At 57.1% G+C, this 16,162-nt stretch carries 9 protein-coding genes; 8 read left to right on the top strand and 1 reads right to left on the bottom strand.

Features of this window, described 5'->3' with window-relative positions; translation table 11 throughout:
- Window positions 1-167: 167 nt before the first annotated feature.
- From PSR63_RS18430 to PSR63_RS18395, 8 genes are all read left to right on the top strand, one after another.
- Window positions 168-401, top strand: a complete 234-nt coding sequence (locus PSR63_RS18430) for a hypothetical protein (protein ID WP_274327148.1) — start codon at window positions 168-170, stop codon at window positions 399-401.
- A gap of 195 nt (window positions 402-596) precedes the next feature.
- Window positions 597-2,360: an Nramp family divalent metal transporter gene (locus PSR63_RS18425; RefSeq protein WP_274327147.1), complete on the top strand. Its 1,764-nt coding sequence runs from the start codon at window positions 597-599 to the stop codon at window positions 2,358-2,360.
- A 162-nt stretch (window positions 2,361-2,522) separates the two neighbouring features.
- A complete protein-coding gene (locus tag PSR63_RS18420) occupies window positions 2,523-3,704 on the top strand; it encodes a glycosyltransferase (protein ID WP_274327146.1) in 1,182 nt (393 codons plus the stop codon).
- Between the two features lie 120 nt (window positions 3,705-3,824).
- On the top strand, window positions 3,825-6,644 hold the full coding sequence (locus tag PSR63_RS18415; RefSeq protein ID WP_274327145.1) for a PD-(D/E)XK nuclease family protein: 2,820 nt from the start codon (window positions 3,825-3,827) through the stop codon (window positions 6,642-6,644).
- Complete coding sequence (locus tag PSR63_RS18410) at window positions 6,644-9,808, top strand: UvrD-helicase domain-containing protein (RefSeq protein ID WP_274327144.1); 3,165 nt, start codon at window positions 6,644-6,646, stop codon at window positions 9,806-9,808. The genes PSR63_RS18415 and PSR63_RS18410 overlap by 1 nt, the downstream gene beginning before the upstream one ends.
- Window positions 9,805-11,064 carry a metallophosphoesterase family protein gene (locus PSR63_RS18405; protein WP_274327143.1) on the top strand — a complete coding sequence of 420 codons (1,260 nt, stop codon included), beginning with the start codon at window positions 9,805-9,807 and terminating at the stop codon, window positions 11,062-11,064. The genes PSR63_RS18410 and PSR63_RS18405 overlap by 4 nt, the downstream gene beginning before the upstream one ends.
- Window positions 11,061-14,606, top strand: a complete 3,546-nt coding sequence (locus PSR63_RS18400) for an AAA family ATPase (RefSeq protein ID WP_274327142.1) — start codon at window positions 11,061-11,063, stop codon at window positions 14,604-14,606. The genes PSR63_RS18405 and PSR63_RS18400 overlap by 4 nt, the downstream gene beginning before the upstream one ends.
- A 1-nt stretch (window position 14,607) precedes the next feature.
- Window positions 14,608-15,021: a gamma-glutamylcyclotransferase family protein gene (locus PSR63_RS18395; protein ID WP_274327141.1), complete on the top strand. Its 414-nt coding sequence runs from the start codon at window positions 14,608-14,610 to the stop codon at window positions 15,019-15,021.
- Here PSR63_RS18395 and PSR63_RS18390 read toward each other — a convergent pair.
- Window positions 15,006-16,028, bottom strand: a complete 1,023-nt coding sequence (locus PSR63_RS18390; RefSeq protein ID WP_274327140.1) for a helix-turn-helix transcriptional regulator — start codon at window positions 16,026-16,028, stop codon at window positions 15,006-15,008. The two genes, PSR63_RS18395 and PSR63_RS18390, sit on opposite strands and share 16 nt — an antisense overlap.
- Window positions 16,029-16,162: the final 134 nt, after the last annotated feature.

Here is a 16,162-nt window from a genome sequence, read left to right as displayed (position 1 = left end):
GCCCCAGAGGAACGCTCAGACGTTCCTCTGGTCTTGCTAGCGGAACTGGTCCGCAAAATCGGAACAATCGTCAAATTCAACTCAATTTACCAAGCCGGTTTGGTCGAAGATGATTCTGAACCGACTTACTGTGACGATTAGCTCCCACATACCAAGGCTGCAATGCCATGAAGAAGTTGCTTACCCTCCTCGCTTCCGTAGTTCTGATGGCGAACGTCGGATGCACGATGTGCAGTCACCCGTTTGACTACTCGTACGCAGCCTACGACGAAGCGCAAGCAAGTGGGCACCGAGCTGGTTCCGCATTCTCGCCGTATTCATCGGAATCGGTTGTGACCGAAACGGTTCCGTCCGAAGAGATCGTCGAAGAAGAAGTCGTCTACTACGATGAGTCTCGCTAGAACGACGTGCACCTCATCCAATTCAGCTTGCTGAATTCGTAGTCGCACCGATCCCAGGCGACCGTCGCATCTCTTGGCACGGACGCCGCCGCCTGACGCGGCAACTTCTTTTCAAGCCAGTAAAAATGGGGTAGTTTGTACCCCGATCTCTTCCTTCATCCCCTGGCCCCCATCCCCTCACCTCGTTTGCCCCCCATGAGCGATGCAACTCAGCCGTCTGGCGCCGCGCCCGACGAAGAACCAATCGACGATATCACCACCACTGTCGAGCCCCCAACTACTTTCTTATCCACGCTGTCCTGGCTAGGTCCTGGGTTGATCGTGGCAGGCTCGATCGTTGGCTCAGGCGAACTGATCGCGACCACCAAAACAGGTGCCGAAGCCGGCTTTGCCCTGCTGTGGCTCATCATTCTCGGCTGTGTGATCAAGGTCTTCGTCCAAGTCGAATTCGGCCGTTATACCATCACTTCCGGCAAGACGGCCCTGGATGGCTTGAATGAAATCCCCGGCCCGGCGATCTCCTTCAAGGCCTGGGGCAAGCCCTATCGTGTGAACTGGCTGATGGTTTATTGGCTGCTGATGACGTTGGCCAGCCTGGCCCAGCTCGGCGGGATCGTCGGAAGCGTTGGGCAAGCCCTGCAGATCAGTATTCCCCTTACCGAGAAGGGGCGAACGTTCAACGAGTTCGCCAAAGCACAAGCCGACATCCAAGTTCAAGAGACCCTCGTCCGGCTCGCTGGTCAACGTGGTGATGATGACGCAAAGCTTGCAGCCCAGGCCCGTATTGCCGAACTGGAAGCAGCCCAAGGCGCGCAATCGGCCCGTTACTTAAGTCTCCGCCGCCTCGTGCAAGCCGAACAAATCACTCTCGCCGAAGCTGCTAATGAGTCGTCCTCCAAGCAGATCGAAAGCCGTATTCAGGATGCTCGAAATGAAATGGAGAGCATCAAGGCCTCGATCGTGAGCATCGACGATAAGCTTTGGGCAGGCCTCATCGCGGTGATCACGTCAGTGCTGCTTTACTTAGGCAGGTATCACTTCATTCAGAACTTCTCGACCGTCCTGGTTGCCGGATTCACCCTGATCACGATCGGTAATTTGTGCGCGCTTCAGTTCACGCCTGAATGGGCGATCTCCGGGAGCGAGGTCCTCAAAGGGCTGAGCTTTAGCCTGCCAGATCCCTCGATCGCCGGCACAACCCCCGTCATCACGGCCCTGGCAACCTTCGGTATCATTGGTGTAGGTGCGGCCGAGTTAATTACGTATCCCTACTGGTGCGTCGAGAAGGGATACGCTCGTTTCACTGGCAAGCGTGACGAAAGCGAAGGCTGGGCTCGTCGAGCAACCGGTTGGCTGAAGGTCATGCAGTGGGACTCGTGGGGCTCGATGCTCGTCTACACGTTTGCGACCATTGCGTTCTACTTGTTGGGTGCGGCGATTCTCGGCCGAACCGGCATGAACCCGGAAAGCACCGAGTTGATCCGCACGCTGAGCGTGATGTACGAACCGGTCTTCGGGTCGGTGGCACCGACACTGTTTCTGTTTGGTGCGTTTGCCGTTCTGTACTCTACGTTCTTCGTCGCCAACGCAGGCCATGCACGGGTCGATGCCGACGGCGTTCGCTTGTTCGGAATCATCCCGCCGTCGGATCGCGCGTTACACAACACCGTTTCGGTATTCAACATCGCGTTTCCGCTGTTCTGCTTTACGGTCTACACCTTCATTCCGAAGCCGGCTCAATTGGTGCTGTTGAGCGGTGTGATGCAGGCCATCATGCTGCCGATGCTTTCCGTCGCGGCCCTGTACTACCGCTATCGACGCATTGATCCACGGCTTCGTCCCGGGATCTGGTGGGATATTGGCTTGTGGACGTCATCGCTGGGTATGCTCATCGCTGGTGGGTATCTGTTCTATGCCAAACTTCCCGAAATCGGAAAGCTGTTTTGGCTTGGTGGATAGTCGCAACCGGGGAAACCACGGCCTCAGTGCAGGTTGAACGCATAATCGGCACAATCGGTACGGCTGGTGCAGCAAACCCTAGCTGTCACCTAATTGAATGCGACGCAATACGCGGCCAAAACCTACGTTTGAGAAACAGCACTCAAACGCAAAGGCCCCGCGATGTCCGATACGGCGATCCCCACGATCCCCACCGAAGCTCCTCAAGTTGAATCGCCTGCCCAAGCGAGCGTTCCGACGAAGCTCGCTAAGGTAGTGCATGTCATCAACGGCGAGCACTATTCCGGTGCCGAACGGGTTCAAGACTTGCTCGGCAAGTGTCTCCCTCAGTTCGGTTACAACGCCAGCTTCGTCTGCGTGAAGCCTGGCAAGTTCGCCGAAGCACGGGCTGCCGACCAGTGCCCTATCTTCGACCTTCCCATGCGACATCGGTTCGATTTGTGGCAGGCCAAGAATCTGGCCGACCTGGTCAAAGCGGAAAAGTTTCAGGTCATCCATGCCCACACGCCCCGCACCGCGATGCTGGCCATGGGGGCGTCTTACCTGACGGGTGTGCCGTTTGTTTACCACGTCCACAGTCCGACATCGCGAGACTCAACTCGCAAGTGGCAGAACTGGGTCAATCAAAAGATCGAACAGACCGCGATCGCCAATGCTTCTCAACTAGTGTGTGTTTCCAATAGCCTGGCCGGCCATATGCGTGGCCTGGGCGTAGGGGACAATCGCCTGACGATCGTGCACAATGGCGTGCCACAAGTGGCAGACGTTCCCCAGCGTGAGCTTCCTTGCGGCGATTGGACCCTGGGAACGGTCGCCTTGTTCCGACCTCGCAAGGGCCTGGAAGTCTTGCTCGATGCGATGGCCAAGCTGCGCGAACAAGGGCACATGGTTCGTCTGCGTGCGGTGGGTCCTTTCGAGACCCCGGAATACGAAGCGACGATTCACGAACGTGTTCAACAGCTAAAGCTGGAAGATGCAATCGACTGGGTTGGTTTCACGCGTGACGTGAATGCCCAGTTCTCTCAGATGGACCTGTTCGTTCTGCCAAGTCTGTTCGGCGAAGGCCTACCGATGGTGGTGCTCGAATCGATGGCGGCCGGCACGCCGGTCGTGGCCACCGATGTCGAAGGAGTTACCGAGGCCATCACCGACGGCGAGAGTGGAATCATCGCCAAGCCGAACGATGCGGAGCATCTGGCCCAACGGATCGAGGCCGTTCTGACGGGGCGAGAAGATTGGCGAAAGATTCGTACGTCAGCCCTCGCTCGCCATGCCGAGTCCTTCTCAGACGTCGCCATGGCCCGAGGTGTCGCAGGCGTTTACGATCAAATTCTCGGGAAATAGATCACTCGATTGAGCCGCGTGACCAACCGTGTCACGCCCAAATGCGAAGATAGGGAAGTGTTGCCTTTCATGGTGGGGTGACTTCACCTCCAAGCCGAGGAGAGGTATCCTACCTGTGGCATGATCCCTACCTTCCCCATGGACGGCTCGATGGTGATTTCTCGTGAATTTGTAACCTGGGACCGCCCCATCCTTCATTCGGCAGCCGATTGGCTGATCCAGGCGGCTACCGTCTCGCCTGAGAACCTCCCGCTGGTCGATCTTTCCCACTGTCTGGTCGTCGTACCGGGTGGTTTGGCAGGGCGTCGACTGACCGAACTACTCATCCAGAAAGTAGAAAGGGACGGACGTTCCCTCATTCCGCCTGGGATCATCACCGTTGGCCAACTTCCCGAACATCTCTACGAAGCCAAGCTTCCCTTTGCGTCGGAGTTAACCCAACAATTTGCCTGGGGTGAAACGCTGCGCGCGTTTGGCAACGAGCCCCTCAAGCCGCTGATTCCCTTCCCGCCCGATGCCAACGATCTCGGCACCTGGCGTGACTACGGCGATTCGGTGCGACGCGTCTATCGAGAACTCGTTTCTGACGCCCTCGACTTCACGGAAGTCGCTCAGAAAGCCCACTCACTGGAAGACTTCACTGAACAGCCTCGATGGGATGTTCTGGCGAAACTGCAAAACGCCTATCTGGCCCGGCTCGATGCACTGCAGATGTGGGATAAGCAGTCGGCTCGACTTTACGCCATCAAACATAACGAATGCCACAGTGACGCGCACATTGTCTTGCTTGCGACCGTCGACTTGAATCGTGCGACGCGCCAGATGCTCGATCAGGTTGCCGGCAAAGGAGGAAAGGTCACCGCGATTGTCGGTGCCCCAGATAGTTGGTCCGACCACTTTGATGAGCACGGCTGCTTGGTTGCCGATGCCTGGGCGGACGAAGCGATTGAGTTGGACTGGGAATCGGTCGCCATTGTTGACGGTCCAACCCAACAAGCCGACGAAGCCGCTGGAGCGATCGCCGCGGTCGCAGACAAGTACACGGCCAAAGATGTGATCGTGGGCCTCCCGGACGAGAACCTTTTGGGCGAGGTCCGCCGTATCTTTGGTCAACACGGACTCACGTGCCGCTATGGTCCCGGTCGTTCGGTGGTGAGCACCCTTCCCTTCCGCTTGATCGAGACAATCATCGAGCTCTCGCAAACGCGGCAGTACCACGCCCTGGCTTCTGCTCTGCGACACCCCGACCTGTTTCATGCATTGAAGTTCGCCCCGGCCGGCATCGAGAAGCTCGACAACTGGTTCAACCATCGCCTGCCGGATGTCATCGATAATTCGATTCAAAACGAAGAAGTATCGCAAGCCGTCGCCAAGCTCAACGAACTTGCCGCGCCGTTTGTCGGCGAGAAACGCTCGCTACCGCAGTGGGCTGATCAAGTTCGAGAGCTTCTTCTTTCGGTTTATGGAACTCAGGTGATCGACCTCGATACCGAGGCGAACTTCCAACTTGCTCGACCGCTTCAATCGATTAATGAAGCCATGGCCCAGTGGAATGACATTCCCGAGTCGCTTTCGCAAGCGTTTGGGGCATCGGAAATACTGCGGGTTCTTAAGAGCCAGTTGACTTCGTCGATGATCCCCGCCGAACATGACCCCGAGGCGATAGAAGCGTTAGGCTGGCTGGAACTTCCGTTGATGGATGCCCCGGTCTGCGTCGTCACCAGCTTCAATGACGGATTGATTCCCAGTGCGAACACGGCAGACTTGTTCCTGCCCAACTCCTTGCGAAACCTGTTGGGACTAGAAGACGACTCGCTACGCTATGCCCGTGATGCCTACCAGGTTCAGGTCATTCAGCACTCGCGCGAAGCGGTCAAGTGGATCGTTCCAAAACGCAGTGCCGACGGCGATCCGCTGGCACCCAGCCGGCTGCTGTTCACTGGTGGCACGACCGATTTAGCCGCGCGCGTGCACAAGTTCTTCGGCACGCCAGAAGATCCGCAGAACGAGGCCAAACGCCCCAGCGAAAAGTCGCAGGACCATCGACAACGCATCGCAATTCCTCTCCCCGATCGCCTGGAAGTGGTTGAAATGCCTGCCTGGGATCGGTTCTCGGCAACGCGTATCAATCAGTATTTGAAATGCCCTTATCGATTCTTCCTCAAGTACGTCGTGGGGCTTCGCGGCGAAGATGACTGGAGCACGGAACTCGATGGAGGTGCGTTTGGCAACCTGGCTCACGACACGTTGCAAGCTTTCGGCACGAGTGAGGTGAAGGACTCGCCCGACGAAAAGATCATCTTCGATTTCCTTTCGGCCGAATTAAGCACCTTGGCCGCCAAACGGTACGGCAAAAGCCCCTTGGCGACGATCAAGCTGCAGATCGAACAGTTGCGTCTGCGGCTGCGAGCCTTTGCCTCTGGTCAGGCACAGCACCGTCAGAATGGCTGGACCATTTTTCGCTGCGAAGCGGAAGTATCTGGCCCCTATCCGACTATCAAAGTGGACGGTACCGAGATCGAGTTGGAAGGTCGCATCGACCGAATCGACCATCATCCCGAGTCGGGGCAATGGGCCGTGTGGGACTACAAGACCGGCGACAGTACCGGCGATCCCGAGAAAGACCATCAGATCGGTCCTCGCGATGACAAGCAATGGGTCAGCGTTCAGCTTCCCTTCTACCGTCACCTGGTGAAAAGCGTCGGCGTACGAGGCGAAGTTACGCTTGGCTACATCACCCTGCCCAAGCTTGGCGAAGAAGTCCGTTTCCGCCAGGCCAAGTGGAAAGAGGAAGACCTTGACCAGGCCGACCTCACCATCGTCAACGCCATTCGCGAAATCCGTGCTGGAAAGTTCTTCCCTCCTGGTCAGGCCCGCTACGAAGACGAATTCTCACGGATTTGCCAAGATACCGTTCTCGGAAAATGGGAGCCTGCCTAATGAGCGCTAATCCAACTCCCTTTCCCAACACGCTGATTCGCGCCTCGGCCGGAAGTGGTAAGACCTTCCGCCTCTCGAGTCGATACCTCGGGATCGTCGCCCATAGCGGTCGGCCCGATGAAATCCTGGCGACCACGTTCACGCGGAAAGCTGCCGGTGAGATTCTCGACCGCATCATGATGCGTTTAGCTGTGGCCGCGATCGATCCTGACAAGCTGGACGAACTCAATGGTTCGCTCGAAGGCGATCCACTCACCAAAGAAGACTGCCTGCGAACGCTGCAGAAGATTCCGCAACAGATGCATCGCCTGCAGGTCAAAACGCTCGACAGCCATTTCATCCGGCTCGCGCAATGCTTCAGTTTTGAACTAGGTCTGCCGCCAGACTGGACGATCATCGATGATGTCGACGACCAGCGTCTGCGGATGGATGCCGTGAACCGAGTTCTCGCCCACCCGGAAACGAACGAAGTCATCCAACTTTTGCACCTGCTGAGCAAAGGAAGTTCCGAGCGTAGCGTTTCACGACTGGTCATGAGCGTGGTCAACGACCTGTACGGCGTCTACCTCGAGTCAGACGAGAACTCGTGGCAAGTTCTTTCGATGGCTGCCGCTCCAAAGGAAAAGGAAGTAGAGGATGCCATCGAGTTTCTCGACAGCTACCCGGCGGATCAAAAGGCGCTGAAGAAGGCCATGGTGGCCGATGTCCAGCGGTTTCGCGATCAGTTGTGGCCCAAGTTCCTCGACACTGGCCTACCGCCCAAGATCATCGCAGGCGAAGACACCTACAGCCGCAAGCCAATTCCTGACGACGTCGTCCGCGTGTATCAAACGCTAGTGCGTTATGTGCAGAGCATTCTGATCGGACGTACGATCGATCAGAATCGCGGTGCCTACCAACTACTGGATCGTTTTCATACTCACTACGAACGTCTCAAGTGGCAACACCGTGGATACCGCTTTGAAGACGTGACGCGCCGGTTGAGTGACGCGTTGGAGAACAGCTCCGACATTCAAAACCAGTTTCGGCTCGACCGAAAGATCGAGCATCTCTTGCTCGACGAGTTCCAGGACACCTCGCCGGTGCAATGGGACGTGATTCGGCCGGTCGCCCAGAAGATCGCCACCCAGCCGAAGGACCGCTCGATCCTGTGCGTGGGGGACATGAAGCAGGCCATCTACGCCTGGCGTGGAGGTGTCGCTGAAATCTTCGATGCCGTTCAAAAGACGCTGCCTGGGATCAATCCCGAGGACATGGACAAGAGCTACCGCTCGTCCCCTTTGATCATGGAGACGGTGAATCGTATCTTCGGCAAGCTTCGTAATTTCCCGGCTGCTGGGAAGATGCGCAGTGGTATTGATCACTGGCTCAACTTCTTCCACCCCCACGAGACGGCCCGCGAAGAATTACCAGGGCATGTGACGCTCGAGTCAGCCCCGATGGACATCGAAGGGAAGCCATCGGACGATCAGGTCATCGCTTTAACCGCCAATCGGGTAGCAGAACTTCATCGCCAAGCGCCGCACATCTCGATCGGCGTTCTCGTTCGACGCAATGCGACAATCGCGTCGATGATCTACCTGCTTCGCGAGCTGGATGTGATGGCCAGTGAAGAAGGGGGTAACCCGCTTACTGATTCGGCCGCCGTGCAGCTCATGCTGTCGCTTCTGGAGTGGATCGATCACCCCGGCAACACGGCAGCTCGCTTCCATGTGGTTCAGTCGCCGTTGGTCGAATTACTGGGATCGGCAGTCCAAAGCAATTCGCAGTGGGAAGAGGTCGCCAATGGTCTGCGACGCGAACTGCTGGTCGATGGATACGGCGCAGCCATCAGCCGCTGGGCCAAGCACCTTCATCCTGAGTGCACCCCGCGGGAACAGCGGCGTCTGGAACAGCTGGAACGTCTGGCGTTCGCTTACCAATCGAAAGCTACGCTCCGCAGCCAGGACTTTGTCCGCTTCATTCAATCGCAGCGTGTGGGTGATTCGTCGAGTGCGGCAGTCCGCGTGATGAACATCCATCAGTCCAAAGGCTTGGAATTCGATGCGGTCTTCCTGCCTGAGCTGGACAACCGAATCCCACCGCAAACCGACAGTTTCGTGCTGCGGCGTGACGATCAGATCGGACCGATCAGTGGCGTAACCCATTACGTATCCGAGTCGCTTCAACCGATGCTGCCTGACGCGGTTCAAACGATCTTCGAGGAAACGCAGCAAAAGAACGTCGTCGAATCGCTATGTGTGCTGTACGTCGCATTGACCCGCGCCGTGCATGCTCTGCACATGGTCATCAAGCCGCGTCCGAAACCCAAGTCCGGCGGCGATGGCCCATCCAAGTCATTCTCAGGCATCATCCTCAACGGCCTCACTGAGATTCCCTTCCCCGAAGAAAATCAGCTGCTTTATGAAAAAGGCGATTCTACCTGGTACGAGTCGCTCGAAATGAAGGCGGATGAAACCGAATCGACTCAGGCAGCGGCCGAGGAGCGACTTCCCATTCAGCTCAAACCAACGCCACAAGGTGCGCTGGGCGAGTTCGTTGCCCCATCGTCTCTCGAAGGCGGGCGTATGCGACGCGTCAAGGACTTGCTCAAGCAACAGGTGGTGACTGCCGGAATGCAGTACGGTTCGGCCATGCATCACTGGATGGAGTCAGTCGGCTGGATTGAAACGTTTACCGCTGATCGAGAGCAGATGATCGCTTCGGCACGGGCCCAGTACGGCGAGTTTGCCTACGACGGAGCCTTCAGTCACTTTGAATCGATCCTGAAATCTGGCCCAGCGGGCGAGCTTCTCAGTAACCAACAGTACCTCGCCAAGGCCTGGTGGTCCGGGGCAAACGCCAAGGACGTATTAAGTGTGCATCGCGAGTTCCCCTTCGCGATCACGCACCAAGGTTCGGTCTTGCGTGGGTCCATCGACCGGCTCGTCTTGGTACAACGTGGCGGCCAGGTGGTTGCCGCCGACGTGATCGATTTCAAAACCGATTCCTTCGAGGACGAGTCTGCCTTGAAGGAAAAAGTCGACCACTATCGCCCTCAGGTCAACGCCTATCGCCAGGCAGTCGCCCAGATCTTCAAGCTCCCCAGCTCAGCCATCCGAGGCACGCTGTTCTTCGTGCACGGACCGAAGATCATCACATGGCAGGAAAAAAGTACTTCATGACGAAATTCATTCACACTGCCGATCTTCATATCGACAGCCCACTGCGAGGCCTCGCCGTGCGCGACGAAGCGATGATGCGCCGCGTCCAGCGTGCGACCCGTACGGCGCTTGAGCGTATCGTCGACTTAGCAATCGAACAGCAGGTGGCGTTCATCTTGATCGCAGGTGACCTGTTCGACGGCGATTGGAAGGACATGCATTCCGGCCAGTGGGTTGCCGGTCAATTCCGCCGCTTGGCCGATGCAGATATTGGGGTCTATTACATTCGCGGCAACCATGATGCCGTCAGCCAGATTCAACGCAAGATTCGCTGGCCCGAGAACGTGATCGAACTTCCTCATGACAACCCAACGACGATTGCCCTGGAAGACATCGGTATCGCGATTCACGGCCAAGGCTTTGCCGACCGCGAAGTGATGATCGACCTCGCCGCAAAGTATCCGCAGCGCGTCAACGGGATGTTCAATGTCGCCATGCTTCACACCAGCCTGACCGGTAACGAACATCACGATACGTACGCTCCCACGACCATCGAAACACTCCGCAGCCGTGGTTACGACTACTGGGCCTTGGGGCACATTCATCTGCGAAATACAGAACCTCTTTCCACCGAGCCGTACGTCGCTTACAGCGGCAATCCTCAAGGGCGTCACATTCGCGAACCGGGTGCCAAAGGATGCCTGATTGCCGAAGTGGAAGGGGAGTCGCTCAAGGAGGTTACCTTTCATCCGACCGATTCCCTGCGTTGGCAGGAACTGGTTCTTGACGTCTCGCAGGAAACCTCGCTGGAAGGTGTTTTGGCCAAAGCAGGCTCCGCGATTCAAGCAGGCCACGACCAGCACCAGGGACTCGGGTCGGCCTTTCGTCTGACCTTCTGCGGGGCAACGAGAGTTCATGAGCAGCTGTCCGATCTGATCAAGCGGGGCGAAGTGCTGGGCGAAATTCACAACGCCGCCGAAGCCATTGACGACGAGATCTGGATCGAAAAGATCCGCTTCGAAACGCAGCCGGAGTCCCAGGCTTCGCTTCAAGATACGCACGATCTTTGGGGATCGATCGCCCAGCAGTTCGACCAGGTTCAAGAGGACAAGGAAGCGACGAAGCAGCTGGAAGAACTCGTCAAACCGGTGCTCGACAAAGTGAGTGCTCAGCACATCGCCTTGAGCGACGAAGGAACCTTGGACGAGCGTCTGCCTCAGTGGATCACCGCAGCCGAGCAGCTTCTCCGCAGTCGATTAGGGGCCGCAAGCGAATGAAATTACGTCACCTGGAACTGGAAAACTACGGCATTCACGTCGAGCAAGGCTTCGCGTTTCAGACCCATAGCCTGCAAGTTGTCTATGGCCGAAACGAGGCAGGCAAGTCGACGCTACTGCAAGCAGTACGCGAACTGCTGTTCGGGTTCTTGCACGCCAAGAGCAACCCGTTTGCGCCCGATTCGACGAAAAAGAAGATGAAGGCCACCGCCCAGCTAACCATGGCCGACGGCGAAGATCTCCAAATCGTTCGCCGCCAAGGCAACAAGAACACGCTATCGGGCACGTATCAAGACGAAGAGATCGACGAAGATCGTTGGAAGCAACTCATCAGCGGAGCCGACCAGCGTCTGTACGAACATGTGTTTGGGTTCTCTCTCAAGGAACTTGCGACCGGCGAAGAGAGCCTGAAAGAAGCCAACCTGGATGAAGCCCTGTTCGGCGGCGGTCTGGGCCGACTGCACGACTACAAGGAACTGCTCAAGAGCATCGACGAAGAGACCGAGAGTCTTTTCAAAAGTCGTGGTCAGAAGCAAAAGATCAATTCGATTCTGTCGGACATCAAAGCTCTGAAAACCGAGCTTAAGCAGTCATCCCTTCGCCCTGCCGAGTATGAAGAGTGGCTGACCGAGGCCCGCCGCTGCGAGGAAGAACTGACTCGCCTTAGCTCGACGCTGGACAAGGTCTACCGCAAGCAGCAGCACCTGGAACGTCTCCGCAAAGCCCATCCGCTGTGGATCAAGCGACAGGCCAAGCAGCAGCAATTGGCGAAACTGGAAGCACCCCAGTCGTTTCCGGCCGATGCTCTGGAAGAGCTATCGCAAACACGACGACAAGCAGCCAAGCTTACCAGTGAAGTCGAAAACCTGACGCTCGACCTGAAACAGCTCGAGCAGGAGATTGCGGCGATTGAGTTCAATGCGCGAGTTATCGAATCAGGCGAAGCAATCCGGTCTCTGTTGTTCGGAATCAAAGAGGTCCAAGGGTATCGCCGCGACATTCCCCTGCGTACGCAGGATCGGCAGCGCGACCTCGACGAGGCCGAGTCCATTTTGCTTCGGATTGATCCGAAGCTCCAGCTCGATCAGATCGCCAAGTTTGAATTGACGCTCACGCAGCGGAACAAGATCCAGCAATTAACCAAGACGTTTCAGAAGTTAACGACCGAAATTGAATCGCATACGCCTGAGGTCGAACGCCTGGATCGCGACATCCAAGAGATCGAAGCGACCCTGGCCGAGATTCCGCAGCATCCGGCGGAGTTGATCGAGCGCCTGCATGCCAACATCGATCCACTACGTCAGTCGATTGCTCGTCGCGCGGACATGGCAGTTCACGTTCGCAAGTTAACCGCCGATCTCGAGCAGCGTCGTCTCCCGATTGACGCCATCGCTGGCCGCAAGCTCGACTTCACCGCGCCCCTGGCATTGCCGATGGAGCCAACGATTCATCGGTTCGATTCCGAGCTTCAATCGCTAGCCGAACAGATACGTGCCGCTGAATCTTCCGTTCGCGAGACGTCTGACGAACTGGGAACCAAGAACGATGAGTTGCGCCGTCTCGAACAGAGTGCCCAACTGGTCTCGGAAGAGGAACTGCATTCGGCCCGTAAGGAGCGTAACCAGACGTGGCAGTCGCTGCGTTCTCAATTGCTGGGCCAAGAGGACGCGTTGCCTGCGGAGCAGAACAAGTCGCACGCAGAAACACTCGACCAACAGTTAGAGCAAACCGACAACCTGGCGGACGAAAGGTACCGTCATGCCCAAATGCTGGCCGATCAACAGGCCATGCAGGGGACAATCCGCACGCTCGAACAGCGTCTGTCAGATCGCGAAAAGCATTTGGCGCAACTCATGACCAGCCGTCAGGAAACATGGCAAGCCTGGACCGACGAGTGGCAGCCAGTCGAGCTCACTCCGAAGTCTCCGCAAGAGATGCTGCCCTGGCGAGCTACCTACCTGGCCCTCGTCGAAACCCAGTCGGAGATCTCGCAAACCGAACAAGAGATCACCGAACTCGATCGCCGCATCGAGGCGACGACTGGACTCTTGCGTGAGCACGATTTGGTAGCGAGCGATATTGCCGCCGAAGAAGCAACCGCTTGGCTTGAGTCGTTTCTCAAGCGTGTTCAATCAGATCAACAGCGTCGCGATCAGTTGGAAAATCGGCGGCAACTCAACCGCGACAACCGCAAGAGTGCGTTCAGTCAGAACGAAAAGCGGCAGCAGCAGCTTTCGGCAATCCAAGCGGAAGCTGCGGAGATCCTGTCGGTCTTTGACACGATTGGCGGTGTCGACCTGGAGACGGCTGCCGATCTGATTCAAGCCGTCGAAAAAGTGCAGGCCAAGCTGGTCAGTGCGGATGGGCTGCAGCAGCGGATCGGGGACATGGAAAACGGCCTGCAACAATTCGCCGGCCAGGTCGAAGCCGTCGTGGTAGCAACCGGCGAACCGCTAGCCGATATGACGCCGGAAAATGCCGCCCAGCGATTGGGAACGATTCTTACGGAAGCGGAAAACCAGCGAGAACGTCGCAAAGAGCTGGAAATCAAACGCCAAGTCCGATCCGAGTCTCTCGAGAGCAGCCAGAAGGAACTGGCCGAAGTTCAAGGGCGTTTGTCTCAATGGCGATCTCAAATCGATGCCGAAACGGATGAGCAGTTGGAAGTCGTTTCGCAAATCGTCCGCGAGAAACAAGCCCTTGAAAGAGAGCTGGCCGAGATCGAAACCCAGTTGGCGCTCGTTCGCGAGTCGGAACCGCCTGAGCCATTCCAACAGGCTCTAGAGGCATTGGATGTCGATAGCCTCAATCAGGACTTGGCCTCGGCGACCAGCGAGCATGCCGAAGCGAAACAACTTCAAGAACAGGTACTCCGGCAACTGGGCGAGTTGGGCCATCAACTTCGTGATGTCGATCAAACCAGCCATGCCGTCATGGCTCAAGGAAAGATCGAAGCCCTGCAAGCAGAGCTTTCTGACTGCCTGGACCGACTGGGGCCGCTATTGATAGCGAAGGAAATGCTCGGCCGGGCCATGCAGGCATTTCGCGAAGAGAACTCGGGGCAACTCCTTTCGATCATCAGTGAGTTGATCGAGCAAATGACGGAGGGAAGATATACCAAGGTCGAGCACGACCCCGATCACGAAGGGGGCCTCATCCTGAGCGGGCCGAACGAACTTCGCCGCAAGCCTTCGGAGCTAAGCACCGGCACACGCGAGCAGCTTTACCTGGCGATTCGCCTGGCGTACATTCGGCACTATTGCGAACGTGCCGAGCCAATGCCCGTGCTAATGGATGACATCCTGGTCAACTTCGACGATGCGCGCCAAATTGCGACGCTCAAGGTCCTCATGGATTTCGATCCGCAGATTCAGATTATCATGCTGACGTGCCATCAGCCGCTGGTCGACAAAGTACAATCACTCAGTGAGTCGATTCAGGTGACGCGAATTGACGGCCAGCCGGTCGAAGCGACACCAACCAAGGCGAAGCCCAAGCGTAAGAAGACGCCTGAGAAGTCCTCCACACCAAGCTTGTTTTAAAATGTCTGACGAACTGGTTGCCTTTTTTGCCTACGGAACGCTGAAACGGGGCGAGGTCCGCGAACGCTGCTGGCCCTGCCGACCGGTGGCCGTGCTGCGTGGATCAACACCCGGCTCGCTTTGGCAAATTGCGGACTACCCCGGGCTGAAGCTGGAAGGAGAGACTCGCGTCGTGGGTGAGATTTGGCTCTTCAAAGCCAAGCAGGAAGAGCGTCTACTCAGCGTGCTCGACGACGTCGAAGGCTATCCAACCCTGTACACGCGGGAAGTGGTCGAGTGCGAAACGTTGGATGGCCAGCCGATCACGGCGACGACCTACGTCTTCAATAAACCGATCTTGCCGACCTATGCCGCAGTCCCTGCCGATGCGCAAGGCATGGTTCACTGGACCGGCAACACTCAGCGTTTTGCGTAGACCTCGGCCATCTTTTCGACGCGTGCCTTGATCGCTTCACGGGTCGACTTAGGTGACAACACCTCGGCTTCTGGCCCCAGAGCCAACACGCGAGGAATGATCTCCAGCTCGTGCGCCGCTTTGACGGTCAGCGTAATACTGCCATCTTTGTGCTGCTCGACTTTTTGCTCGGCATGCCACGGATCTTCGACCACCCAGTTGGCCGCCGCCGCGGTGATCTTGATCTTGAAATCCATCGGCTTGTGAGCCGCGAAGATCCCGATCGATCCGCCCAGATGCTCTTCCAGGTCAAAGTCTTTGGGCACCTTGAAGTAGTCGTCGGTGACTTCCGCTTTCTTGAAGCGATCGAGCTTCCAGTGTCGGATGCGATTCGGATCGTCTTCCGGCAGTTCGCTGGCCGCCGCTACGATGTAAATACTGCCCTGGTGGAACACAATGCCGTACGGTTCGAGCCGCCGCTGGCTAGGCGAAGGCTGGCCCGGCTTTTGATAGGCAACCTCAACAATTCGATGCTGATGAATGGCCCGATTCAGATTCTTGAGCGTTCCTTCCTGGGCCGAATAGTTCTTCGATGCCAGCCCTGTTACGTACAGCACCTGACGATACTTACGGTAATGCTCCCACGTTCCTTCAGGCAGCTGCTCTTGAATCTTCGTCCAGAACGACTCGACCCCCACCCAGAACGGCGTGCCCGATAGCGGCAAGAGCAGGTCGCGTCCGAGGGAAAGCGCAATCAGTTCGGTCGCCGTCGCGGTAATCTTATGCATCCCCCGGCCACTGGCGCCCAGCTTCCAGACGCGCCCACGTCCTGAGTCGTGCACGTCGATATCGAGACCAGCCGCTTGCAGCGATTCGATATCGCGGCGAACGGTACGTGTGTGCAGCGAAGACAAGCCGAGTTCATCGACCAACGCGTCGCGGATCTCTTCCAGCAGGCAACCGTAGCGATAACGCTCGAGAATCTGCAAGATCTTGTGCTGCCGAATCAGTTGTTCGTTGCGTGCCATCGTAGTTGCCTCCATGCCGGGTGGGTGACGCGGAAGTCCAAGTGTAACCAACCGCTCCGCACGATGCTATTGTTGCATTCCTGTCCCCTCTCCCTTGCAAGGGTGAGGGTTGGAAAGCAGGTACCAAGTTCGTC

The sequence above is a fragment of the Bremerella sp. P1 genome (assembly GCF_028748185.1).
GTDB lineage: Bacteria > Planctomycetota > Planctomycetia > Pirellulales > Pirellulaceae > Bremerella.
Note: the sequence above shows the minus strand (reverse complement) of the source record. Positions and strands in the feature narration are given on the sequence as shown.

Bases quoted from the DNA above. Each gene is read 5' to 3' on its own strand.
- PSR63_RS18430 (WP_274327148.1), top strand. From the start codon at position 168: ATGAAGAAGTTGCTTACCCTCCTCGCTTCCGTAGTTCTGATGGCGAAC.
- PSR63_RS18425 (WP_274327147.1), top strand. From the start codon at position 597: ATGAGCGATGCAACTCAGCCGTCTGGCGCCGCGCCCGACGAAGAACCA.
- PSR63_RS18420 (WP_274327146.1), top strand. From the start codon at position 2,523: ATGTCCGATACGGCGATCCCCACGATCCCCACCGAAGCTCCTCAAGTT.
- PSR63_RS18415 (WP_274327145.1), top strand. From the start codon at position 3,825: ATGATCCCTACCTTCCCCATGGACGGCTCGATGGTGATTTCTCGTGAA.
- PSR63_RS18410 (WP_274327144.1), top strand. From the start codon at position 6,644: ATGAGCGCTAATCCAACTCCCTTTCCCAACACGCTGATTCGCGCCTCG.
- PSR63_RS18405 (WP_274327143.1), top strand. From the start codon at position 9,805: ATGACGAAATTCATTCACACTGCCGATCTTCATATCGACAGCCCACTG.
- PSR63_RS18400 (WP_274327142.1), top strand. From the start codon at position 11,061: ATGAAATTACGTCACCTGGAACTGGAAAACTACGGCATTCACGTCGAG.
- PSR63_RS18395 (WP_274327141.1), top strand. From the start codon at position 14,608: ATGTCTGACGAACTGGTTGCCTTTTTTGCCTACGGAACGCTGAAACGG.
- PSR63_RS18390 (WP_274327140.1), bottom strand. From the start codon at position 16,028: ATGGCACGCAACGAACAACTGATTCGGCAGCACAAGATCTTGCAGATT.